The organism is Actinomadura flavalba DSM 45200 (assembly GCF_000374305.1).
Lineage (GTDB): Bacteria > Actinomycetota > Actinomycetes > Streptosporangiales > Streptosporangiaceae > Spirillospora > Spirillospora flavalba.
Genome location: NZ_KB894096.1, coordinates 361,794 through 384,229, shown reverse-complemented (window position 1 = coordinate 384,229; position 22,436 = coordinate 361,794). Strand labels below are relative to the sequence as shown.

The 22,436-nt window shown below is 71.1% G+C and carries 19 protein-coding genes; 13 read left to right on the top strand and 6 right to left on the bottom strand.

The genetic code is table 11. The annotated features are described in order from the left end of the window. The first annotated feature begins 16 nt into the window (after positions 1-16). Complete coding sequence (locus C229_RS0117800) at positions 17-1,111, top strand: ABC transporter ATP-binding protein (protein WP_018656447.1); 1,095 nt, start codon at positions 17-19, stop codon at positions 1,109-1,111. 180 nt (positions 1,112-1,291) lie between these two features. Here C229_RS0117800 and C229_RS0117795 read toward each other — a convergent pair whose 3' ends face one another. From C229_RS0117795 to C229_RS0117775, 5 genes are all read right to left on the bottom strand, one after another. Beyond that, complete coding sequence (locus C229_RS0117795) at positions 1,292-3,799, bottom strand: ABC transporter permease (protein WP_240487326.1); 2,508 nt, start codon at positions 3,797-3,799, stop codon at positions 1,292-1,294. Then, complete coding sequence (locus tag C229_RS0117790) at positions 3,796-4,590, bottom strand: ABC transporter ATP-binding protein (protein WP_018656445.1); 795 nt, start codon at positions 4,588-4,590, stop codon at positions 3,796-3,798. The genes C229_RS0117795 and C229_RS0117790 overlap by 4 nt, the downstream gene beginning before the upstream one ends. A gap of 206 nt (positions 4,591-4,796) precedes the next feature. Beyond that, positions 4,797-5,477 carry a response regulator gene (locus C229_RS0117785; RefSeq protein WP_033424479.1) on the bottom strand — a complete coding sequence of 227 codons (681 nt, stop codon included), beginning with the start codon at positions 5,475-5,477 and terminating at the stop codon, positions 4,797-4,799. A gap of 109 nt (positions 5,478-5,586) precedes the next feature. Then, a complete protein-coding gene (locus C229_RS0117780) occupies positions 5,587-6,810 on the bottom strand; it encodes a sensor histidine kinase (protein ID WP_018656443.1) in 1,224 nt (407 codons plus the stop codon). A 246-nt stretch (positions 6,811-7,056) separates the two neighbouring features. Continuing rightward, the gene (locus tag C229_RS0117775; RefSeq protein WP_026313896.1) at positions 7,057-7,965 is read right to left on the bottom strand and encodes a RecB family exonuclease; all 909 of its coding nucleotides are present in this window, start codon (positions 7,963-7,965) and stop codon (positions 7,057-7,059) included. A 149-nt stretch (positions 7,966-8,114) separates the two neighbouring features. Between C229_RS0117775 and C229_RS0117770 the strand changes: the two genes are divergently transcribed. The 12 genes from C229_RS0117770 to C229_RS0117710 all read left to right on the top strand — a co-directional run bounded on the left by C229_RS0117770 (position 8,115) and on the right by C229_RS0117710 (position 21,380). Further along, positions 8,115-9,290 carry a site-2 protease family protein gene (locus tag C229_RS0117770; RefSeq protein ID WP_018656441.1) on the top strand — a complete coding sequence of 392 codons (1,176 nt, stop codon included), beginning with the start codon at positions 8,115-8,117 and terminating at the stop codon, positions 9,288-9,290. Between the two features lie 55 nt (positions 9,291-9,345). Further along, on the top strand, positions 9,346-10,278 hold the full coding sequence (locus tag C229_RS0117765; protein WP_018656440.1) for a tRNA (adenine-N1)-methyltransferase: 933 nt from the start codon (positions 9,346-9,348) through the stop codon (positions 10,276-10,278). A gap of 315 nt (positions 10,279-10,593) precedes the next feature. Then, on the top strand, positions 10,594-12,357 hold the full coding sequence (arc, locus tag C229_RS0117760; protein ID WP_026313895.1) for a proteasome ATPase: 1,764 nt from the start codon (positions 10,594-10,596) through the stop codon (positions 12,355-12,357). Positions 12,358-12,633: 276 nt separating this feature from the next. After that, positions 12,634-14,154 (top strand): depupylase/deamidase Dop, encoded by a 1,521-nt coding sequence (dop, locus tag C229_RS0117755; protein ID WP_081639925.1) that lies wholly within the window; start codon positions 12,634-12,636, stop codon positions 14,152-14,154. A gap of 248 nt (positions 14,155-14,402) precedes the next feature. Further along, positions 14,403-14,612, top strand: coding sequence for a ubiquitin-like protein Pup (locus C229_RS0117750; protein WP_018656437.1), 210 nt, complete (start codon positions 14,403-14,405; stop codon positions 14,610-14,612). Positions 14,613-14,681: 69 nt separating this feature from the next. Beyond that, the gene (locus C229_RS0117740) at positions 14,682-15,800 is read left to right on the top strand and encodes an endonuclease VII domain-containing protein (RefSeq protein WP_240487325.1); all 1,119 of its coding nucleotides are present in this window, start codon (positions 14,682-14,684) and stop codon (positions 15,798-15,800) included. Positions 15,801-15,939: 139 nt separating this feature from the next. Next, positions 15,940-16,788: a proteasome subunit beta gene (prcB, locus tag C229_RS0117735; protein WP_026313894.1), complete on the top strand. Its 849-nt coding sequence runs from the start codon at positions 15,940-15,942 to the stop codon at positions 16,786-16,788. Positions 16,789-16,809: 21 nt separating this feature from the next. Next, positions 16,810-17,499, top strand: coding sequence for a proteasome subunit alpha (gene prcA, locus C229_RS0117730; protein WP_033424534.1), 690 nt, complete (start codon positions 16,810-16,812; stop codon positions 17,497-17,499). Positions 17,500-17,715: 216 nt separating this feature from the next. Next, entirely contained in the window at positions 17,716-19,074 is a 1,359-nt protein-coding gene (gene pafA, locus C229_RS0117725) for a Pup--protein ligase (protein WP_026313893.1), read from the top strand. Positions 19,075-19,163: 89 nt separating this feature from the next. Further along, the gene (locus tag C229_RS0117720; RefSeq protein WP_018656432.1) at positions 19,164-20,153 is read left to right on the top strand and encodes an FKBP-type peptidyl-prolyl cis-trans isomerase; all 990 of its coding nucleotides are present in this window, start codon (positions 19,164-19,166) and stop codon (positions 20,151-20,153) included. A 40-nt stretch (positions 20,154-20,193) separates the two neighbouring features. Continuing rightward, positions 20,194-20,832, top strand: a complete 639-nt coding sequence (locus C229_RS0117715; protein WP_018656431.1) for a helix-turn-helix transcriptional regulator — start codon at positions 20,194-20,196, stop codon at positions 20,830-20,832. Between the two features lie 32 nt (positions 20,833-20,864). Next, complete coding sequence (locus C229_RS0117710; RefSeq protein WP_018656430.1) at positions 20,865-21,380, top strand: DUF3291 domain-containing protein; 516 nt, start codon at positions 20,865-20,867, stop codon at positions 21,378-21,380. On the opposite strand, the gene C229_RS0117705 is transcribed toward C229_RS0117710, so the two are convergent. Beyond that, positions 21,329-22,408, bottom strand: a complete 1,080-nt coding sequence (locus C229_RS0117705) for a DUF3866 family protein (RefSeq protein ID WP_081639924.1) — start codon at positions 22,406-22,408, stop codon at positions 21,329-21,331. The two genes, C229_RS0117710 and C229_RS0117705, sit on opposite strands and share 52 nt — an antisense overlap. Positions 22,409-22,436: the final 28 nt, after the last annotated feature.

The window sequence follows — 22,436 nt, the reverse complement described above, 5'->3', positions numbered from 1 at the left end:
CACGGGCAGGAAGACAGTGAACACATCCAAGACGCCGGAGCCGGCGGCTCCGGCCGGGCAGAACGCGGCTCCGCGCCCGGCGGGGGAGGCGCTGCTGGAGGTCGACGGCCTCGGCAAGCACTTCCCGGTGACGGCGGGGCTGCTGCGCCGTCAGGTGGCGGCCGTGAAGGCCGTGGACGGCGTGTCGTTCTCCGTCCGTAAGGGCGAGACGCTCGGCCTGGTGGGGGAGTCGGGCTGCGGCAAGTCCACCACCGGGCGGATGATCATGCGGTTGCTCGACCCGAGCTTCGGCAGGGTCACCTTCGAGGGCACCGACATCACCAAGCTGTCCCAGGCGAAGCTGCGGCCGCACCGCCGCGACCTCCAGATGATCTTCCAGGATCCGTACTCGTCGCTGAACCCGCGCAAGACGGTCGGCGCGCTCGTCGGAGCCCCGTTCAAGCTCCAGAGCATCCAGACCGAGCACGGCGTCAAGAAGGCCGTGCAGGAACTGCTGGAGCTGGTCGGCCTCAACCCCGAGCACTACAACCGGTATCCGCACGAGTTCTCCGGCGGGCAGCGGCAGCGCATCGGCATCGCCCGCACGCTCGCGCTGCGGCCCAAGCTGATCATCGCGGACGAGCCGGTGTCGGCGCTGGACGTGTCGGTGCAGGCGCAGGTGGTCAACCTGCTGGAGGACCTCCAGGACGAGCTCGACCTCACCTACGTGGTGATCGCGCACGACCTGTCGGTCGTCCGGCACATCTCCGACCGCGTCGCCGTCATGTACCTCGGCAAGATCGTCGAGATCGCGGACCGCAACGACCTGTACGAGCGCCCCATGCACCCGTACACCAACGCGCTGCTGTCGGCGGTGCCGATCCCCGACCCGGCCGAGCGCGCGGGCCGGGAGCGGATTCGGTTGCAGGGCGACGTCCCGAGCCCGATGGACCCGCCGCCCGCGTGCCGCTTCCACACGCGTTGCTGGAAGGCGCAGGACATCTGCAAGCAGGTCGAGCCGCCGCTGGTGGAGCTGAGCCCCGGCCACCAGGCCGCCTGCCACTTCCCGGAGAACGCCGCGGCACCCGCCACCGGCCTCGTCGCCGACGCCACCGCCAAGCCCGACGACTGACGGCACCACCCGCGAACGGCCCGCACGGACTCCCCGTGCGGGCCGTTCCCGTCTCCACTCCCGCTTCCGGTCGGGTGGTCGCCCGGGACGGCGAACGGCCCGCACGCGGGTGCGTGCGGGCCGTCCGGCCGGTGCCGGGGAGGTGGCGCCCGGCGGAGGGTGGCCTCCAGGGGGATGGGCTTACTCGGTGGCGATGGCCTTGAGGACGTCCATCCGGCCGGCGCGCCAGGCGGGCCACAGCGCCGCCAGGACGCCGATGATCGCGGCGATGACCAGGTAGACGATGAGCGTGCCGAACGGGATCGACAGCACCGCCAGGCCCTGGTCGGACAGCGCCTGTTGCAGCGCGGTGCCGAACAGCACGCCGATGCTCATGCCGAGCAGCGCGCCGAACACCGCGATGACGATCGACTCGGCGCGGATCATCCGCCGCAACTGGCGGCGGCCCATGCCGATCGCCCGCAGCAGCCCGATCTCGCGGGTCCGTTCGATGACCGACAGGGCGAGGGTGTTCACCACACCGACCGCCGCGATGATCACCGACATGATCAGCAGCATGGTGAGGCCGGTGACGAACATGTCGATCTGCTCGCGGGCCTGGTCCTTCATGGCGGCCTGGTCCTGCACCTCCAGGGTCGGGTTGTCGGCCACGGCGGCCTCGATCCCGGCCTTGGCGGTGGTGGAGCCGCCCGCGTCGACCATGAGCAGCATCGCCCGCGGGCGGGCGGTGTGCGCCAGGTGGACGTCCTCGGCGACGAACCGCGGCCCGATCATGTCGTTCTTGGCGTAGACGCCCGTCACGCGCAGGTTCTCGGTGCGGCCGTCGGCGAACTTCATGGGGACCGTGCCGCCGACCCCGACACCGCGCGCCTTGGCGGTGTCCTGGTCGAGCAGGATGCCGTTGGTGCCGGGGTCGGCGTCGCCCGAGCGCATCTCCAGCTTGGCGGCCTTGCCGAGCGCCGCCGCGTCGCCCGCCACGTAGGCGGCCTGCTTGCCGTCGATGACGCCGTTGCCCGCGTAGTAGGGGGCGGCGCTCGTCACCCCCGGCACCTTGGAGATCTTCTCGGCGGCGTCGAGGGGCACCCCGCCGGTCATCGCCGTGGACGTGACCATGAAGTCGGCGCCGAACTGCTCGTCGATCTGCTGGTCGACCGACGCGCGCATCGACGCGCCGATGACGTTCACCGTCGTGATCAGCGCCAGGCCGATCATGAGGGCGGACGCGGTCGCGGCGGTGCGGCGCGGGTTGCGCAGCGCGTTCTGCCGGGCCAGCCGGCCCGGGGTGCGCAGCAGCCGCGCCGCCGGCCACCCCAGCACCCGCACCACCGGGATGCTGATGACGGGGGCGAGCATCGTGACGCCGAGGAACACCAGCAGCGCGCCCAGGCCCACGGTCGTTCCGGCGGCGGTGCCGCCGAGGTCGCCGACGAGCCCCAGCGTGATCGACGCGGCGCCCAGCAGCGCCAGCAGCGTGCCCAGCGCCAGCCGGATGCGCATCGAGCGCTGCGGCAGCGCCACGTCGTCGCGCATCGCGGCGACCGGCGGCGTCTTCGCGGCGCGCCGCGCCGGGAAGTACGCCGAGGCGACCGTCACCAGGATGCCGACCGCGTACGACACCAGCACCGTCTGCACGGTGAACACCAGGCCGCCGGTACCGGTGCCGACGGTGCTCTGAAGCACCGCGGCCAGCCCGGCGCCGAGCGCGAACCCGAACGTGGACCCGACGATCCCGACCGCGACGGCCTCGCCGAGCACCGCGCGGGTGACCTGCGGGCGCGCGGCGCCGATGGCGCGCAGCAGCGCCAGCTCGCGGGACCGCTGGGCGACCAGCATCGAGAACGTGTTGTAGATGATGAACGCCCCGACGAAGATCGAGATCAGCGCGAACACCAGCAGGAAGATGCGGAAGAAGTCCATGATGGAGGCGACGTCGCTCTTGGCGTCCTCGCGGACCTGCTCGCCGGTGACGGCCTCCAGGCCGTTCGGGAGCTGCGCGGCGACCCGGTCGCGGAGCGTCTTCTCGTCGACGCCCTGCGACCCCATCTGGATGTCGGAGAAGAAGCCGGGCTTGAGCAGCAGCCGCTGCGCCGTCGCGGTGTCGAACACCGCGATGGTCGAGCCCATCATCTCGCCGACGTCCAGGACGCCGGTGACCGTCATCTGCCGGGGCGCCCCCGACGACACGATGATCTTCGCGGTGTCGCCGACGCCGTATCCGGCCTTCTTCGCCGTCTCCCGGTCGAGCGCGACCTCGCGTTCACCGGACGGGGCGCGGCCCTGCACGAGCGTGTAGTCGCCGAGGTCGCCGATCCAGTTCATGCCCATCTGCGGCGGGCCCTGCCCGCCGATGGCCTTGCCGTCGCGGCCGACGACGGCGGTGTACCCGAGGACGTTGCCGACCGGGTCCTTCACGCCGTCGATCTTCTTGAGCTGCTCGACGAGCGCCGCCGGGACCGGCTCGCCGCTCATGCCGTCGTCGCCGGGCTGGGTCGTGACGGGCTTGGCCCGCACGTCCACCGCGACGCCCTTGGCGATGCCGCCGAACAGGTCGTCGAACTGCTTCGTCATCGTGTCGGTGAAGATCAGGGTGCCGGCGACGAACGCCACGCCCAGGATCACCGAGATGCCCGTCAGCAGCAGACGGATCTTGTGCGCCGCCAGGTTGCGGAGCGTGACACGCGTCATCATCGGGCGCCGACCCCCGGCTGGTCGAAGCCCTTCATGCGCTCCAGCACCCGCTCGGCCGTCGGCTGCGCCATCGTGTCGACGATCTGCCCGTCGGACAGGAACAGCACCTGGTCGGAGTAGGCGGCGGCCGACGGGTCGTGGGTGACCATGACGATCGTCTGGCCCATCTCCCGCACCGACGCCCGCAGGAACTCCAGCACCTCGGCGCCCGATCGGGAGTCGAGGTTGCCGGTCGGCTCGTCCGCGAAGATGATCTCCGGGCGGGACGCGAGCGCCCGCGCGCACGCCACCCGCTGCTGCTGCCCGCCCGACAGCTCCGCCGGACGGTGCTTGAGGCGCGGCCGCAGCCCGACGGTGTCGATGACGCGGTCGAGCCACTCGGCGTCGGGCTTGCGGCCCGCGATGCCCATCGGCAGCGTGATGTTCTCCAGCGCCGTCAGCGTCGGCACCAGGTTGAACGCCTGGAACACGAACCCGATCTTGTCGCGGCGCAGCCGCGTCAGATGCTTGTCCTTCATGCCGGTCAGGACGGTGTCGCCGATGCTGACCTCACCGGAGGTGACCGAGTCCAGCCCGGCCATGCAGTGCATCAGCGTCGACTTGCCCGACCCCGACGGGCCCATGATGGCGGTGAACCGGCCGCGCGGGATGCCGACCGTCACCCCGTCCAGGGCGATGACCTCCGCGTCCCCGCGGCCGTACGCCTTGACGACCCGGTGGGCCGAGGCGGCGAAGTCACCCGCCCCGGGCGCGGCGTGCGCGTCAGTGGTCGATGGGGCGGTGTTCGTCACGAAAGGCTCCCTCAGATCCGCGGATACGACCGGGCCGGCCCGTGCGGGCCGTCCCTCACCACAGAACAGTAGAAGCCGCTCGCGGCCCGCGGATGAGTCTCCGGAAGGGACTTCACGGTCCGCCGAAGGCAGGAGACCCCCCGGCCCTCTGGTCCTTCAGGAGTAGGACGACCCCGCCCTGAGTCGGGGTCGCACCCCGAGGCCGGTCACGTCTGGCCCGGACGGCTCAGCCCCGTCTCGTACGCGTACACCACCGCCTGCACCCGGTCGCGCAGGCCCAGCTTCGACAGCACGTTGCCCACGTGCGTCTTCACCGTCGTCTCGCTCACGACCAGCTCCGCCGCGATCTCCGCGTTCGACCGGCCCCGCGCCACGTGCGTCAGCACCTCGCGCTCCCGCTCGGTCAGCGTGTTCAGCCCCGGCGGCGGCGCCGCGTCCCGCACCGCCGGCAGCCGCGACGCGAACTTGTCCAGCAGCCGCCGCGTCACGCTCGGCGCCACGATCGCGTCGCCGTCGGCCACGATCCGGATCGCCGCCACCAGGTCCTCCGGCGGCGAGTCCTTCAGCAGGAACCCCGACGCGCCCGCCCGCACCGCCTCGATCACGTACTCGTCCAGGTCGAACGTCGTCAGGATCAGCACCCGCGGATCATGCGACGCCGCGCCGTCCCGGATGATCCGCCGCGTCGCCTCGATCCCGTCGACGCCCGGCATCCGGATGTCCATCAGGACCACGTCCGGCAGCAGCGACCGCGTCAGCTCCACCGCCACCGCGCCGTCCCCGGCCTCCCCGACGACCGCGATGTCCGCCTCGGCCTCCAGGATCAGCCGGAACCCCGTCCGCAGCAACGGCTGGTCGTCCACCAGCAGCACCCGTACCGCGCTCAACCGCTCGCTCCGCTCACCCTCGCCACCCGGCGGCCCTGCGCCACCGCGCCCAACCTACGCCCGCACCCCGCCCGGCGACGACCCGCGCCGCCCGGCCGGGGCACCGGCCTCACGCCTCCAGCGGGAACCGGGCCCGCACCCCGAACCCGCCCCCCACCCGGGGCCCGATCTTCAACTCCCCGCCGTACAACGCGACCCGCTCGTACATCCCGACCAGGCCGTGCCCCGGACGCTCCTCCGCCCCCGCCATGATCGTCGCGGTGCCGCGGCCGTCGTCCTCGACCTCCACCGTCAGATCCGACGCCCCGTACCGCACCCGCACCCACGCCCGCGCCTGCGGCCCCGCGTGCTTCAACGTGTTCGTCAGCGCCTCCTGGATCAGCCGGAACGCCGCCACGTCCACCCCCGGCGACGGCGACCGCGCCTCACCCTCGATCCACAACTGCACCGACAGGCCCGTCTCCCGCAGATGGTCCAGCAGCGACGCCAGATCACCCAGCCCCGGCTGCGGCGCCAGCTCCCCGCCGCCGCCCGCGTCGGCGTCCCGGTCGGTGCGCAGCACCCCGACGATCCGCCGCATCTCGCTCAGCGCCGTCCGCCCGACCTCCTCGATCGTCGACATCGCCTCCCGCGCCCCCGCCGGATTACGGTCGATGATCCGCCTTGCCGCGCCCGCCTGCACCGTCATCACGCTCACGTGGTGCGCCACCACGTCGTGCAGCTCCCGCGCGATCCGCGACCGCTCCTCGATCCGCGCCGCCCGCGCGTCCGTGCCCCGCACCCGCTCCAGCCGCGCCGCGCGGTCCTCCAGTTCGGCGAAGTACAACCGGCGCATCCGCAGGTTCCGCCCCAGCACCCACACACCCACCAGCAGCAGGTTGTTCGTCATGTACCCCATGAAATCGACGGTGGTCGGCAGGACCAGCAACGTCAGGTTGAACACCGCCAGCCCCAGCACGCCCCCCAGCGCGCTGCGCGCCAGCGGCCGGTGCGCCGCCACCCCGTACACCGCCAGGAACACCGCCACCATGTCCACCAGCGACGGCGCGTACCCCCGCAACGTCAACGGCAGGCTCAACGCCAGCACCGCCACCAGCACCGCCATCGGACACCGGCGCCGCAACGTCAGCGACGCCGCCATCAGCGCCGTCGCCGCGACCTGCCACCCGTCCGGCTCGCGCCACATGCCCGCCATGTCCTCCGGCAGCGGCTGCAACAGCATCTGCGGCAGCCCCACCGCCAGCAACACCAGCGCGAGCACGCCGTCGGCCGCCTGCGGACGGGCCTTCAACCAGGCGACACAGGCGCCGAGAGCGCGGATGCGGGGTGACACGCTTCTCACCCTAGGAGGTCACCCCGGGTGATCCCCCCTCCTGAACGCTGAACCGCGATCCTCCCCAAGGAGGACTGTGCTCATGGTCGCGGCGGAGCCGCGACGGTTCGGGGCCTCTGTGGCGTGCGGCTTCCCTCGTCGCTTGGTCGCAGGGCGACCTTCGCTCCTCAGTCCAGCCGCACGCGGCCCCGAACGTTCACGGGGTTCGGGATCACGTCCGATTTTATCGGGTCGGCGGCTCTTGTTTCAGACATCGTGTTGCTCGCGTGCTGCCGACTCGACGTCTGCGGGGGACACGCGGGGGACCGGGACCAGGGGCAGCGGCGGGGGCGTGCCGCCCCACTCCGGGCAGCGGGACTGGTGGTCGCACCAGCCGCACAGGCGGCTGCGGCGCGGACGCCACTCGCCCGTGTCCATCGCGCGGCGGATCGCCGCCCACAGCGCCTCCACCTTCCGCTCCGTCGCCCGCAGATCCGCCTCGTCCGGCTGGTAGCGCAGCACCTCGCCGTTGCCCAGGTACATCAGTTGCAGCAGCGCCGGGACCTCACCCCGCAACCGCCACACCACCAGCGCGTAGAACTTCATCTGGAACAGCGCCCGCGCCTCGAAGTCCGCACGCGGCGCCGTGCCCGTCTTGTAGTCGACGATCCGCACCTGACCCGCCGGCGCCACGTCCACCCGGTCGATGAACCCCCGCAACCGCAACCCCGACGGCAGCACCGTCTCCACGAACACCTCACGCTCGGCCGGCTCCAGCCGCGTCGGGTCCTCCAACGTGAAATACCGCTCCACCTGCTCCTTCGCCTGCTCCAGCCACGCCCCGCGCCGCGCGCCGTCCGCGTCGCCGCCGTCGCCGTCGAACAGGTCCGCCAGCTCCGGCCCCTCGGCCAGCAGCCGCTCCCACTCCGGCCCCAGCAGCTCCACCGCCGCCGCGACCGTCCGCCGCTCCGCCGGAAGGTCGTACAGCCGCTCCAGCACCGCGTGCACCAGCGTGCCGCGCACCTGCGCCGGCGACGACTTCTCCGGAATCCGGTCGATCACCCGGAACCGGTACAGCAACGGGCACGTCATGAAATCCCCGGCCCGCGACGGCGACAGCGACCCCGCCGCCCCCACCGGCGCCGCACCCGTCCCCGCATCCGTCTCCGTCGTCATGACCCAGCAGCGTAGGCGAGACCCCCGACGAATCCCGCCACCCCCGCACCCCCCGCGCATGTCCCACCCGCACCCGCCCCCGGCCCGCCGCAGGCCACGCGCCCGGCCCGCCGGGCCGCCACCCCCGCCGGGGCCGTAGCATCGACACCGTGACCAACAGCGCGCCCTCGGCCCCCGGAACCCCCGCCGGCAACGGCCCCGACGGCCCCGGACAGCCCCCGCGCAGCCCCGGCATCCCCTTCGGACGCCCCTTCGGCGTCCCCGTCTACGTCTCACCGAGCTGGTTCGTCGTCGCCGCCGTCATCACCCTGCTCTTCGAGTCCCAGGTCCGCGACGTCATCGCCCAGCCCGGCAGCTACGCCGTCGCGTTCACCTACGCCGTCCTGCTCTACGGCTCGGTGTTCGTCCACGAACTCAGCCACGCCGTCACCGCCCGCGCCCTCGGCCTCCCCGTCCGCTCGGTCACCCTCCACATCCTCGGCGGCGAAACCGCCATCGAACGCGAATCACCCACCCCCCGCCACGAATTCCTCATCGCCTTCGCCGGACCCCTCACCAACCTCGTCCTCGCCGGCCTCGGCATCCTCGCCCACCTCCTGCTGCCCCTCCCGCCCGTCGCCCTGCTCCTCGTCGACGCCCTCACCTTCGCCAACCTCCTCGTCGGCCTCTTCAACCTCCTGCCCGGCCTGCCCCTCGACGGCGGACGCGTCGTCCGCGCCGCCGTCTGGAAGATCACCGGACGGCCTCGCGACGGCGGCGTCGCCGCCGCCTGGATCGGCCGCGGCGTCGCCCTCCTCTGCCTCCTCGGCGGCGCCGTCCTCGCCACCACCGGCACCGGCGACGGCATCGGCTGGCTCACCCTCATCTGGTCCGCCCTCATCGCCTCCTTCATCTGGGTCGGCGCCACCCAGGCCCTCCGCGCCGAACACGTCCGCGACCGCATCCCCCGCCTCAACGCCCGCGCCCTCGCCCGCCGCGCCGCCCTCGTCACCGCCGACGTCCCCCTCGCCGAAGCCGTCCGCCGCGCCCAGGCCGACCACGCCGGCGCCATCGTCGTCACCGACCACGACGGCAACCCCCGCGGCATCGTCAGCGAACAGGCCGTCACCGCCACCCCCGAGCACCGCCGCCCCTGGATACCCACCGGCGACCTCGCCCGCACCCTCGACGCCGACCGCACCCTGCCCGCCGACCTCGCCGGCGACACCCTCATCGACGCCCTCCGCCGCGCCCCCGCCGCCGAATACCTCCTCACCGAACCCGACGGCACCGTCTACGGCGTCCTCGTCCTCACCGACGTCGACCGCGCCTTCGCCGGACGCTGACCCCCGCCGCGCTCACCAGCGGAACCGGTCCACCGCGCCGCTAACCTTGACCCCCATGAGCGAACCCGCCACCCCCGCACAGCCCACCCCCGCCACGACCGCGACCGGCCGCATCCCGCACGGCCCGTTCCGCCCCGGCGACCAGGTTCAGCTCACCGACCCCAAGGGCCGCATCAACACCATCACCCTCCAGCCCGGCAAGGTCTACCACTCCCACAAGGGCTCCATCCCGCACGAGGACATCATCGGCAGCCCCGAAGGCTCCGTCTTCCGCTCCACCGGCGCCGTCGAATACCTCGCCTTCCGGCCCCTGCTCACCGACTTCGCCGTCCGCATGCCGCGCGGCGCCGCCGTCGTCTACCCCAAGGACGCCGCCCAGATCGTCGCTCAGGCCGACATCTTCCCCGGCGCCCGCGTCGTCGAGGCCGGCGCCGGCTCCGGCGCACTCACCTGCTTCCTCCTCCGCGCCGTCGGCGAACACGGCCACGTGTCCTCCTACGAACGCCGCGCCGACTTCGCCGACATCGCCCGCGCCAACGTCGAGAAGTTCTTCGGCGGACCCCACCCCTCCTGGAACCTCACCGTCGGCTCCGTCGAAGACGCCCTCGCCGAAACCGACGTCGACCGCGTCGTCCTCGACATGCTCGCCCCCTGGGAGGTCGCCGACGCCGCCGCCAAGGCCCTCATCCCCGGCGGCATGATCTGCGTCTACATCGCCACCACCACCCAGATGTCCCGCGTCGTCGAAGAACTGCGCGGCCACGGCGCCTTCGCCGAGCCCTACGCCTTCGAGACGCTGCTGCGCTCCTGGCACGTCGAGGGACTCGCCGTCCGCCCCGACCACCGCATGATCGGCCACACCGGCTTCCTCGTCACCGCCCGCCGCCTCGCCGACGGCGTCACCCCGCCCGCCCGGCGCCGCCGTCCCGCCAAGGGCGCCCCCCTCGACACCGCCCCCGCCACCGGCGACACGCCGGAAGAGGCGTAGATCACATTCGCGTCACGCCACGCCCGGGACCACCGCCCCGGGCATCCGCGTAACGCGAAATTCACGCGGCCGCCCGCCCGCACCCCACCCCGCCGAACACACCAGCTCAGCACGCCGACACGCCCCGCGCACAACGCCCCTGCCTGCACGAACCCGCCCCCGCGCCCCCGCGCCGAGCCCGCCCCGGACGGCCCCGGCGCCGCCCGCCCGCCCCGGCCCGCCACAGGAGAACCGCACGGGCAGGTTACGGACGCCTCCGAGATAGGTAGGGTCCTCACTAGGTCGTCGGCTCTCTTCGTGAGGAGGTGACGGGGCGTGGCCGCTCGTGATGATGCTGGGGCGCGCAGCGCGCAGAACGACAAGGAGGTCAAGGACCTCCGGACACAGATGTCCTTCCTGGAGGAGGAGATCTCCGTACTGCGACGCAGACTCGCGGAATCCCCGCGCCAAGTACGGGTACTGGAAGAACGTCTCCATGAGGCACAGGCCAACCTGGCCGCCGTGACGGGTCAGAACGAACGTCTCGTATCGACCCTCAAAGAAGCACGCGAGCAGATCGTCGCCCTCAAGGAAGAGGTCGACCGGCTCGCCCAACCCCCCTCCGGCTACGGCGTCTTCCTCGACGCCCGCGACGACGGCACCGTCGACATCTTCACCGGGGGACGCAAACTCCGCGTCAACGTCAGCCCCGGAGTCGACGTCGACGACCTGAAGCGCGGCCAGGAGGTCATGCTCAACGAGGCCCTCAACGTCGTCGAAGCCCTCAGCTTCGAAGAGCAGGGCGAAGTCGTCATGCTCAAGGAACTGCTCGACGACGGCGAACGCGCCCTCGTCATCGCGCACGCCGACGAGGAACGCATCATCAAACTCGCCGAACCCCTGCGCGGCCTCCCGCTGCGCGCCGGCGACTCCCTGATGCTCGAACCCCGCTCCGGCTACGCCTACGAGAAGATCCACAAGGCCGAGGTCGAAGAACTCGTCCTCGAAGAGGTGCCCGACATCTCCTACGAGGAGATCGGCGGGCTCGGCTCCCAGATCGAAATGATCCGCGACGCCGTCGAACTGCCCTACCTGCACGCCGACCTCTTCCGCGAGCACCAGCTCCGGCCGCCCAAGGGCGTCCTGCTCTACGGGCCCCCCGGCTGCGGAAAGACGCTCATCGCCAAGGCCGTCGCCAACTCCCTCGCCAAGAAGGTCGCCGAACAGACCGGCGAGGAGGGCAAGAGCTTCTTCCTCAACATCAAGGGCCCCGAACTCCTCAACAAGTACGTCGGCGAGACCGAGCGCCACATCCGGCTCGTCTTCCAGCGCGCCCGGGAGAAGGCGTCCGCCGGCACGCCCGTCATCGTGTTCTTCGACGAGATGGACTCCATCTTCCGCACCCGCGGTTCCGGCGTCTCCTCCGACGTGGAGAACACCATCGTCCCGCAGCTCCTCAGCGAGATCGACGGCGTCGAGGGGCTGGAGAACGTCATCGTCATCGGCGCCTCCAACCGCGAGGACATGATCGACCCGGCGATCCTGCGGCCCGGACGGCTCGACGTCAAGATCAAGATCGAGCGGCCCGACGCCGAAGCCGCCAAGGACATCTTCTCCAAGTACATCCTGCCGGGCCTGCCCCTGCACCCCGACGACGTCGGCGAACACGGCGACAACACCGGCGCCACCGTCGACGCCATGATCCAGCGCGTCGTCGAGCGGATGTACACCGAGACCGAGGAGAACCGCTTCCTCGAAGTCACCTACGCCAACGGCGACAAGGAAGTCCTCTACTTCAAGGACTTCAACTCCGGCGCGATGATCCAGAACATCGTCGACCGGGCCAAGAAAATGGCCATCAAGCAGTTCCTCGACACCGGCACCAAGGGCATGCGCGTCCAGCACCTGCTCGCCGCCTGCGTCGACGAGTTCAGCGAGAACGAAGACCTGCCCAACACCACCAACCCCGACGACTGGGCCCGCATCTCCGGCAAGAAGGGCGAACGGATCGTCTACATCCGCACGCTCGTCTCCGGCACCAAGGGCTCCGAATCCGGCCGCTCCATCGACACCGTCGCCAACACCGGCCAGTACCTGTGATGTGACGCACCGGGGGCCGGGCCGCGAAGTGCGGCCCGGCCCCCGGCCCGTCCCGACACGCCGACAACGGTCACCGCGATAAAACCGGACGTGTCACCCGATCCCCGTGACCGTTCGGGGCCGCGTGCGGCTGGACCGAGGAGCGAAGGTCGCCCTGCGACCAAGCGACGAGGGAAGCCGCACGCTAAAGGGCCCCGAACCCGTCGCGGCGAAGCCGCGACCATAAGCACTGCCCGCGCGTGGCTCCACCCCCGCCGCCCCGATAGGCTCGACGATATGAGTGTTCGGCGCGTCATGGGGATCGAGACCGAGTACGGCATCTCCGTACCCGGCCAGCCAGGGGCCAACGCGATGGTGACCTCCTCCCAGGTCGTCAACGCCTACCTCGCGGCCTCCGCCGCACGGGCCAGACGAGCCCGCTGGGACTTCGAGGAGGAGAACCCCCTCCGCGACGCCCGCGGCTTCGACCTCGCCCGCGAGGTCGCCGACCCCACCCAGCTCACCGACGAAGACCTCGGCCTCGCCAACGTCATCCTCACCAACGGCGCACGCCTCTACGTCGACCACGCCCACCCCGAATACTCCGCCCCCGAATGCACCAACCCCCTCGACGCCGTCCTCTGGGACAAGGCCGGCGAACGCGTCATGGCCGACGCCGCCGCCCGCGCCGCCCAGATCCCCGGCACCCACCCCATCCAGCTCTACAAGAACAACACCGACAACAAGGGCGCCTCCTACGGCTGCCATGAGAACTACCTCATGAAGCGCCAGACGCCCTTCGCCGACATCGTCCGGCACCTCACCCCCTTCTTCGTCTCCCGCCAGGTCGTCACCGGCGCCGGCCGCGTCGGCATCGGCGCCGACGGCCGCGGCGACGGCTTCCAGATCAGCCAGCGCGCCGACTTCTTCGAAGTCGAGGTCGGCCTGGAGACCACCCTCAAGCGCCCCATCATCAACACCCGCGACGAACCCCACGCCGACCCCGACAAATACCGGCGCCTCCACGTCATCATCGGCGACGCCAACATGAGCGAGATCTCCACCTACCTCAAGCTCGGCACCACCGCCCTCGTCCTGGCGATGATCGAGGACTCCTTCCTCACCACCGACCTCACCGTCGACATGCCCGTCGCCACCCTCCGCGCCATCTCCCACGACCCGAGCTGCCGCCACCTGCTCACCCTCCGCGACGGCCGCAAGATGACCGCCGTCCAACTCCAGCTCGAATACCTCGAACAGTCCCGCAAATACGTCGAGGACCGGTACGGCGCCGACACCGACGACATGACCAAGGACGTCCTCAACCGCTGGGAATCCGTCCTGCACCGCCTCGGCGACGACCCCCGCCAGCTCTCCCGCGAACTCGACTGGGTCGCCAAACTCGACCTGCTCGAGGGCTACCGCGACCGCGACGGCCTCGACTGGTCCCACCCGCGCCTCCAGCTCGTCGACCTCCAGTACACCGACGTCCGCGACGACAAGGGCCTCTACAACCGCCTCGTCGCCCGCGACCGCATCGACCGCCTCGTCACCGAGCCGCGCGTCCAGGCCGCCATCGAGAACCCCCCCGAGGACACCCGCGCCTACTTCCGCGGCCGCTGCCTGCGCCAGTACGCCGACAACGTCGCCGCCGCCTCCTGGGATTCGGTCATCTTCGACGTCCCCGGCCGCGAGTCCCTCCAGCGCGTCCCCACCCTGGAGCCGCTGCGCGGCACCAAGGACCACGTGGGCGCCCTGCTGGACCAGTGCCGCACCGCCTCCGACCTCGTCGCGACCCTCACCGGGCGCCAGGAGTAACGGCCCCGCGCGGGAGCGTAGATCGCTCAGGGCCCGTCCGGCAGCGCGCCGGACGGGCCTTCGCCGTCGTTGAAACGCTCCCGGCCGCCGCTCTTTCGTGACCGTTTCGACCGTTTCGGCGCTCCGGGTGCGGGCGATAACCGTGCCAGGCCCTCCGACCGGCCCGCGGGTGACACTGATCGCGCCACCCGCTGACCGGCGGTCTACGGCGCTAGGCTGGGGGCTCCGGCAAGATCCAGGAGGTACGGATGGCCACGAAGGACAACGGCGGTCAGAAGCAGACCACCCGCCGCACGGACGAGGTCGAGGAGACCGAGGCCACCACGTCCGAAGACGTCCAGGAGCGCAACGAGAAGCTCTCCGACGACGTCGACTCAATTCTGGACGAAATCGACGAAGTACTCGAAGAGAACGCAGAGGACTTCGTACGCAGCTACGTCCAAAAGGGAGGAGAGTGACTAAAACGGACATAAAATCAGGGCGGAGAATCAGCGGCACGCAAAGGCAAAAATCCATAGCATGAAGCCGTGGAAGCCAAAAGATGCCGAGACTGCGACCAGATCAAGCCCCACTCTGCCTTCTGGAAGAGCAAGGCATCCCCAGACGGCCGCGCTCTCTATTGCAAGGACTGCTTCGGCAAACGCAACGCCGCCTCCTATCGTGGCAAGCAGGCGAGTCAGGGCAAACAGACAAGACCGTTCAAACCCCGACAGTCGCTCCCGGAAGGCATGAAATACTGCCCACGCTGCGAGAAGGCGCAACCCACAGCCAACTTCGGGCGTAATAAGGCCGAAAAGTCCGGCCTCACCGCATACTGCAAGCCATGCCACACCAAGGCGACAGCGGAGAACCGGAGAAAGAACCACGGCTCGGAACGCAACTACCTGCTCAAGCTCAGGTACGGCCTGACCGAGTCCGAGGTCGACCAGGTGGTCCGGAGGCAGGGCGGCGTCTGCGTAGTGTGCCTGGACGCCGCCCCGGTCCATGTCGACCACGATCACGTGACGCGGCGCTTCCGCGGCGTGCTGTGCTTCCCGTGCAACGGTGGGCTCGGGCAGTTCGACGACGACATCTGGCGGATCACCGAAGCCGCCGACTATCTCGAGAACCGGACCTGGTTCGCGGACCTGCTGCGTCTCGAACTCGGAACGGCGAACCTCGATCTCCCAACGCTCCGAAGGCTCGTCTCGTCATTCCCGCAGCGGGCGGATTCCGTGGTCGCCGGCCCCGAGGATCTACGACACCGCCGGGTCCTCGGCGGACGGCATGTTCTGGCCTTGCACGGGCTCCAGAAGGGCCTGTGCGCGATCTGCTGCGACCGTCCCGGCGACAATGTCGACCACTGCCACAGCACGGGCGCCCTGCGCGGTCTGCTCTGTGGCGGTTGCAACACGGGCATGGGGCAGCTCCGTGACGATCCGGCCGTCTTGCGCCGCGCCGCCGCCTATCTGTCGCAGACGTTGGTGTCCGAGGTCGCGACGGAGGCGGGCGGCACTCGTCTGTCGTTCACGGTCCCGGACGTCGATCCGGCGGCGGTGTCCGACTGGGCCGGGGTCCGCAGGGCGGACGCCGAGGCGCGTCTGGGTGTCCGTGAGGCCGAGGGTCCGCGCGAAGGGTGGATCAAGGTCCCGGCCGGCGCCGTGTGAGCGGGGGTGCGGTTCGCCGTGGGCTGATCCGGGTTCGGGTGGCATGCGGTGGGGCGTCGTTGAACAGTAGGGTCGGGAGGGTCAGCGCCGTCCGGGTCCTTCGGGCCGGGCCGGTGCCGTGGTGGAGGGAAGGAGTCGCGTGGCGTCGCACGATCCGCATTCCGGACGGTTGGCCGGGCTGTTCGCCAGTCCGGACACGTCTTCGTTCTCGGAGTTCCTGGGCGGGTATTCGCCGGAGCTGCTGCCGGGCGGCCGGTCGTTGCCGCGCGCGGTGACGGCGGGGGACGAGATTCCGCATGGCACGACGATCGTGGCGGTGACGTTCGCGGGCGGCGTGGTGATGGCGGGTGACCGGCGGGCGACGTCGGGGAACGTGATCGCGCAGCGGGACATCGAGAAGGTGTTCCGGGCGGACGAGTTCTCGGCGATCGCGATCGCGGGGACGGCCGGGCTGGGGATCGAGATGGTCCGGTTGTTCCAGGTGGAGCTGGAGCATTACGAGAAGCGTGAGGGCCGGACGCTGTCGGTGGAGGGCAAGGCGAACCGGCTGGCGACGATGGTGCGCGGGAACCTGGGTCTGGCGATGCAGGGGCTGGCGGTGGTGCCGTTGTTCGCGGGGTATGACGAGGCGCGGGACGTGGGCCGGATCTTCTCGTACGACCCGGCGGGCGGCCGGTACGAGGAGCGGGAGTTCCATGCGATCGGTTCGGGTTCGGTGTTCGCGCGGGGTTCGCTGAAGAAGCTGTACCGGCCGGAGTTGTCGGCGGAGGACGCGGCGCTGGTGTGCGTGCAGGCGTTGTACGACGCGGCGGACGATGATTCGGCGACGGGTGGCCCTGATCTGACGCGGGGAATCTTCCCGGTGGTGGCGGCGGTGACGTCGGAGGGGTATCGCCGGTTCGGTGAGGACGATGTGGGCGCGTTGGCGCGTTCGGTCGTCGAGGCACGTCATGAGTCGCCGGGCGGGCCGTCCGCCCCGCTGCGATAGAAGGGAACCAGACCGGTGTCGATGCCGTTCTATGTGTCGCCTGAACAGCAGATGAAGGACAAGGCGGACTACGCGCGGAAGGGGATCGCGCGGGGCCGCAGTGTGGTGGTGCTCCAGTATGCGGACGGCATTCTGTTCGTGGCGGACAATCCGTCGCGGGCGCTGCACAAGATCAGCGAGATCTATGACCGGATCGCGTTCGCGGCGGTGGGGAAGTACAACGAGTTCGAGAATCTGCGGCTGGGCGGTGTGCGGTACGCGGATGTGAACGGGTACCAGTACGACCGGCGTGATGTGACGGCGCGGGGGCTGGCGAACGTGTACGCGCAGTCGCTGGGGACGATCTTCACGGAGACCAACAAGCCGTACGAGGTCGAGCTGGTGGTGGCGGAGGTCGGTGAGGACGCGGACACCGATCAGATCTACCGGTTGACGTTCGACGGTTCGGTGGCCGACGAGCATGGTTATGTGGCGATGGGCGGTCAGGCGGAGGCGGTGGCGCAGTCGTTGAAGGACGCGTACCGCGAGGGTGCGGCGTTGCCGGACGCGTTGCGGACGGCGGTGCGGGCGCTGGAGGCGCAGGACGCGGATCGGCGGCTGGTGGCGGCGTCGCTGGAGGTGGCGGTGCTGGATCGTCATCGGGAGCATCGGCTGTTCCGGCGGTTGCCGGCGGCGCGGATCGAGGAGTTGCTGGCGCAGAGCGCGTCGTGAGGGGGCCCGCTGCGGCCGGGGTGGCCGTGGCGGGCTTTTTCGTGCCCATCACGTGATCTACAACGTAAAGGCGTCGGTCATTTTCCCCCGTTTCCCAAGGTTTAGTGCACAGGGGACGGGGGAGCCGCGACGCACCGCGCGGGCGGGAACGCGAGGTGGGGAATTAGGGGGCTCGGGAGACTGCCAAGACGGGCCCCGGCCGCATAGGGTCGGGGTGTGGACAGGCGCATCTTCGGGCTTGAGAACGAGTACGGCGTGACGTGCACCTTCCGCGGGCAGCGGCGGTTGTCACCGGATGAGGTGGCCCGCTATCTGTTCCGCCGGGTGGTGTCGTGGGGTCGTTCCAGCAACGTGTTCCTGCGGAACGGGGCGCGGCTGTACCTGGACGTGGGCAGCCACCCCGAGTACGCGACGCCGGAGTGCGACAGCGTCGTGGATCTGGTGACGCACGACAAGGCGGGGGAGCGGATCCTGGAGGGTCTGCTCGTGGACGCGGAGCGCCGGCTGCGCGAGGAGGGCATCGCCGGCGACATCTACCTGTTCAAGAACAACACCGACTCGGCAGGCAATTCGTATGGCTGCCACGAGAACTATCTGGTGGGGCGGCACGGCGAGTTCGGACGCCTGGCGGACGTGCTCATCCCGTACCTGGTGACGCGGCAGATCATCTGCGGCGCCGGCAAGGTGCTCCAGACGCCGCGCGGCGCGGTGTACTGCGTGTCGCAGCGGGCGGAGCACATCTGGGAGGGCGTGTCGTCGGCGACGACGCGGTCGCGGCCGATCATCAACACGCGGGACGAGCCGCACGCGGACGCCGAGCGGTTCCGGCGGCTGCACGTGATCGTGGGCGACTCGAACATGAGCGAGACCACGATGCTGCTGAAGGTCGGGGCGACCGATCTGGTGCTGCGGATGATCGAGGCCGGGGTGGTGCTGCGGGATCTGACGCTGGAGAACCCGATCCGCGCGATCCGCGAGGTCAGCCATGACATGACGGGCCGCCGGAAGGTGCGGCTGGCCAACGGCCGCGAGGCGAGTTCGCTGGAGATCCAGAAGGAGTACTTCTCCAAGGCGAAGGACTTCGTGGACCGGCGGGGCGGCGATCCGACGTCCAAGCGGGTGCTGGACCTGTGGGAGCGGACGCTGCGCGCGGTGGAGACCGGTGATCTGGATCTGGTGGCGCGGGAGATCGACTGGGTGACGAAGTACCAGCTCATCGAGCGGTACCGGCGCAAGTACGATCTGCCGTTGTCGTCGCCGCGGGTGGCGCAGCTCGATCTGGCGTATCACGACGTGCACCGGGGGCGGGGGTTGTACTACCTGCTGGAGAAGAAGGGTTCGGTGGAGCGCGTCTCGCGTGATCTGGACATCTTCGAGGCCAAGTCGGTGCCGCCGCAGACGACGCGGGCGCGGCTGCGCGGGGAGTTCATCCGCAAGGCGCAGGAGAAGCGCCGTGACTTCACGGTGGACTGGGTGCATCTGAAGCTGAACGACCAGGCGCAGCGGACGGTGCTGTGCAAGGACCCGTTCCGTTCGGTGGACGAGCGCGTCGACAAGCTGATCGCGGGGATGTGAGGCGGTACCTACCGAGGGGTCACCTGTCCCTCACCTGCGGGGTAGGGTGAGCGCGCACACATCGCGCTCACCACCCCCGAAGGACCAGTATGCGCCGCTTCGCCCCCGTGTCGCGTCCGTTCTCTGCGCGGGTCCGGCCGCGCGCCGGTGTCCGTCCGGGTTCGGCGGGCGCGCTGGCGCTGGTGCTGGCGGCGGGTCTGGTGGCGGGCGGGTGTTCGAGCGGCGGCGACGTGCAGGTCGAGGTGAAGGGCGACCGGGGCGCGGCGCCGAAGGTGACGTTCCCCAAGGACACCGAGCCCGAGGACGGGTTCGCGGTGAAGACCCTGGAGAAGGGCGAGGGCCGCAAGGTCGCCAAGGGCGATCTGGTCGTGGCGAACTACGTCGGGTACCGGTGGAACGGTTCGGGGCACCGGCTGCTGGCGAGTTCGTTCGACGCGCGGGTGCCCGAGCGGTTCCAGCTCGGGAAGGTCGTGCCGGGGCTGGACCGGGCGCTGGAGGGTGTGGCGGCGGGGTCGCGGGTGGTGGCGCGGGTTCCGCCGAAGGACGGGTACGGGGCGAAGGGGTTCCCCGAGCTTCAGGTGAACGGCGGCGACACGCTGGTGTACGTGCTGGACGTGCTGGGTTCGTACGCCCGCGCGTCGGGTGTGAAGGGGCCGGTGCGGGCGGCGGGGGACGCGCGGTTGCCGGTGGTGGGGGAGCCGGTGGCGGGGCGGCCGGTGCCGGTGACGATGCCGAGGTCGGCGCCGCCGAAGGGCCTGACGGTGCGTCCGCTGGTGCAGGGGTCGGGTGCTCCGTTGAAGAAGGGGCAGCTCGCGGTCCTTCAGTACCAGTTGATGAACTGGCGGGACGGGAAGGTGCTGGGGTCGTCGTGGGCGGACGGTGAGCTGCACACGGCGGTGATCGGCGGCGAGGAGCTGGTGCAGGGCCTGGACCGGGGTTTGCAGGGGCAGAAGGTCGGTTCGCGGGTGCTGGTGGTGGTGCCGCCGGCGCTGGGGAAGGCGCCGTGGCGGGAGCAGCGGTTCAAGTTGCGCAAGACCGACACGCTGGTGTTCGTGGTGGACGTGCTGGGCGCGCACTGACGTGTTCCGGGCGCGGCCGGGTCGTTCTTAGAATGCCCAGGTGGAGGACATCGAGGCGATCGGCCTGTTGCAGGACCCGGTGCGGCGGCGGCTGTACACGTTCGTGGTGGGGCAGGGCCGCGAGGTGGGGCGGAACGAGGCGGCGGAGGCCGCCGGGGTGACGCGGACGCTGGCGGCGTTCCATCTGGACCGGCTGGCGGAGGCGGGGCTGCTGGAGACGGCGTCGCGGCGGTTGTCGGGGCGGTCGGGGCCGGGCGCGGGGCGTCCGGCGAAGGTGTACCGGCGGGCGGCGGGGGAGCGGGGCGTGTCGCTGCCGCCGCGCGATTACCGGACGGCGGCGTCGGTGCTGGCGGAGGCGGTCGAGGGGGCGGGGCTGGACGGGCCGCTCCAGGACGCGGCGCGGGCGCGGGGCCGGGAGCTGGCGGCGGGGCCGTGCGCGGATCTGGGCGCGGCGGCGGAGCTGCTGGCGGCGCGCGGCTATGAGCCGTTCCCGGACGGGGAGGTGCTGCGGCTGCGCAACTGCCCGTTCCATGTGCTGGCCGAGGAGTTCCCTCCGCTGGTGTGCGGGATGAATCTGGCATTGCTGGAGGGGTTGCTGGAGGGCGGGGAGGTGGCGGTGCGGATGGACGCGCGGCCGGGGCTGTGCTGCGTCGCCCTCTCTAAAAACAATAAAGATTGACTTAGAAGGCCGGGCCGTGATGGGGTGGCCCCATGCCCGAACACCACCTGGCCCAGTTCAACGTCGCCCCCCTCCGGCACCCCCTCGACGATCCCCGCATGGCCGAGTTCGTCGCGCTCGTCGGCCCCGTCAATGCGCTCGCCGACGCCGCCCCCGGCTTCGTGTGGCGGCTCGTCGAGGACGGCGCCGCGGACGCCACCGCTCTGCGTCCCGCCGGGGACGACGTCATCGTCAACTTCTCGGTGTGGGAGAGCCGCGACGCGCTGTGGGAGTTCGTCTACCGCAGCGGGCACCTGGACGCCATGCGCCGCCGCCGCGAGTGGTTCGCCCCTCCGGCGGCGGCGCACCTGGTGCTGTGGTGGATTCCCGCCGGGCACGTCCCGACGGTCGCCGAGGGCATGGAGCGGCTGACGCTGCTGCGCGAGCACGGCCCGACGCCGCGCGCGTTCACGTTCCAGACGATGGCCACTCCGGAGGAGGCCGCCCGGGCCGGTGGTCAGAGCAGCGCGGCGGCGTGCCGTCCGGCCGCGGCGGCCGTGAGGAAGTAGGCCAGGTCCTGGTCCAGGCGGCGGCCCATCGTGGACAGCCGCACCCCCCAGTCGCGCTCGGCGGCGGCCAGCACCTCGCGCAGGCCCTCGACGCCGACCGGGACGAGCGTGTGGCGGTCGCCGAGCACGGCGGCCTCGGCCGCCACCCGGGCGCCGAACGGGCCGCCCAGCTCGGGCACCGGCACGTCGGCGCGCGCCAGCGCCACCCGCCCGTAGGCGGTGACGCTGTGGTGGGAGACGCCGATGTGCCGCTCGCGCAGGTCGCCCTCGCTGACGCGCAGCGAGGCGACGGGGCGGCCCGCCAGGACGGCGGCGGCGTTGACGGCCTCACCGGCGGTCACGCCGGAGAACCCCCAGCGGGTGCCGGTGCCCAGGTTCCCGGGCCCCTGCGCGACGACGATGACCTCGGCGTCCAGCACGAGCCGCGCCGCGAGCAGCCCGGTGTGCACGGTGACGGCCTCCAGGTCGCCGCCGAACGCCTGCCCGGTCGTCACGGTCGCCGCCAGCGCCCCCGCCTCGCGGAGCCGCGCGATCGACATCGAGAACCAGGCGGGCAGCGCGCCGCCGTCCGGCATGACGTAGACGACGCGGGTGCCGGGCCGCGCGGCCAGCAGCCCGGCCAGGATCGGCGGCAGCGCCGAGTGCAGGTCGGCGACGATCACCGGGGCGCCGTCCAGGGAGTCGGCGTCGCGCAGCACCGCGTGGTGCGGGGAGTCCTGCTCGTCCACGCCGAGGACGGTCGCCTGGAGCGGCGTGTAGCGGGCCTTGACCAGGTGGCCGGGTCCGGGCGGGTCGGGCGGCAGCCGGTCGGGGACCGCCACCACCATCGCGTAGCCGCCGGTCCCCAGACCCATCGCCAAGGCCGTAGTGTTGAGCAGGACGGTGTCGCCCGGCTCGGGCCGCCCCACCAGGGCGGGATAGGCGAGGGCGCGGTGCGCGCCGTCGCCCCCGATCACGACGTCCAGTTCCACCGCCCCCGGCCATTCCCGCCGGACGCGTTCTACCGTGCCTTCTCGCCATCGGATCACAGCGGAAAACGGTAGCGTCCTTCCCGGG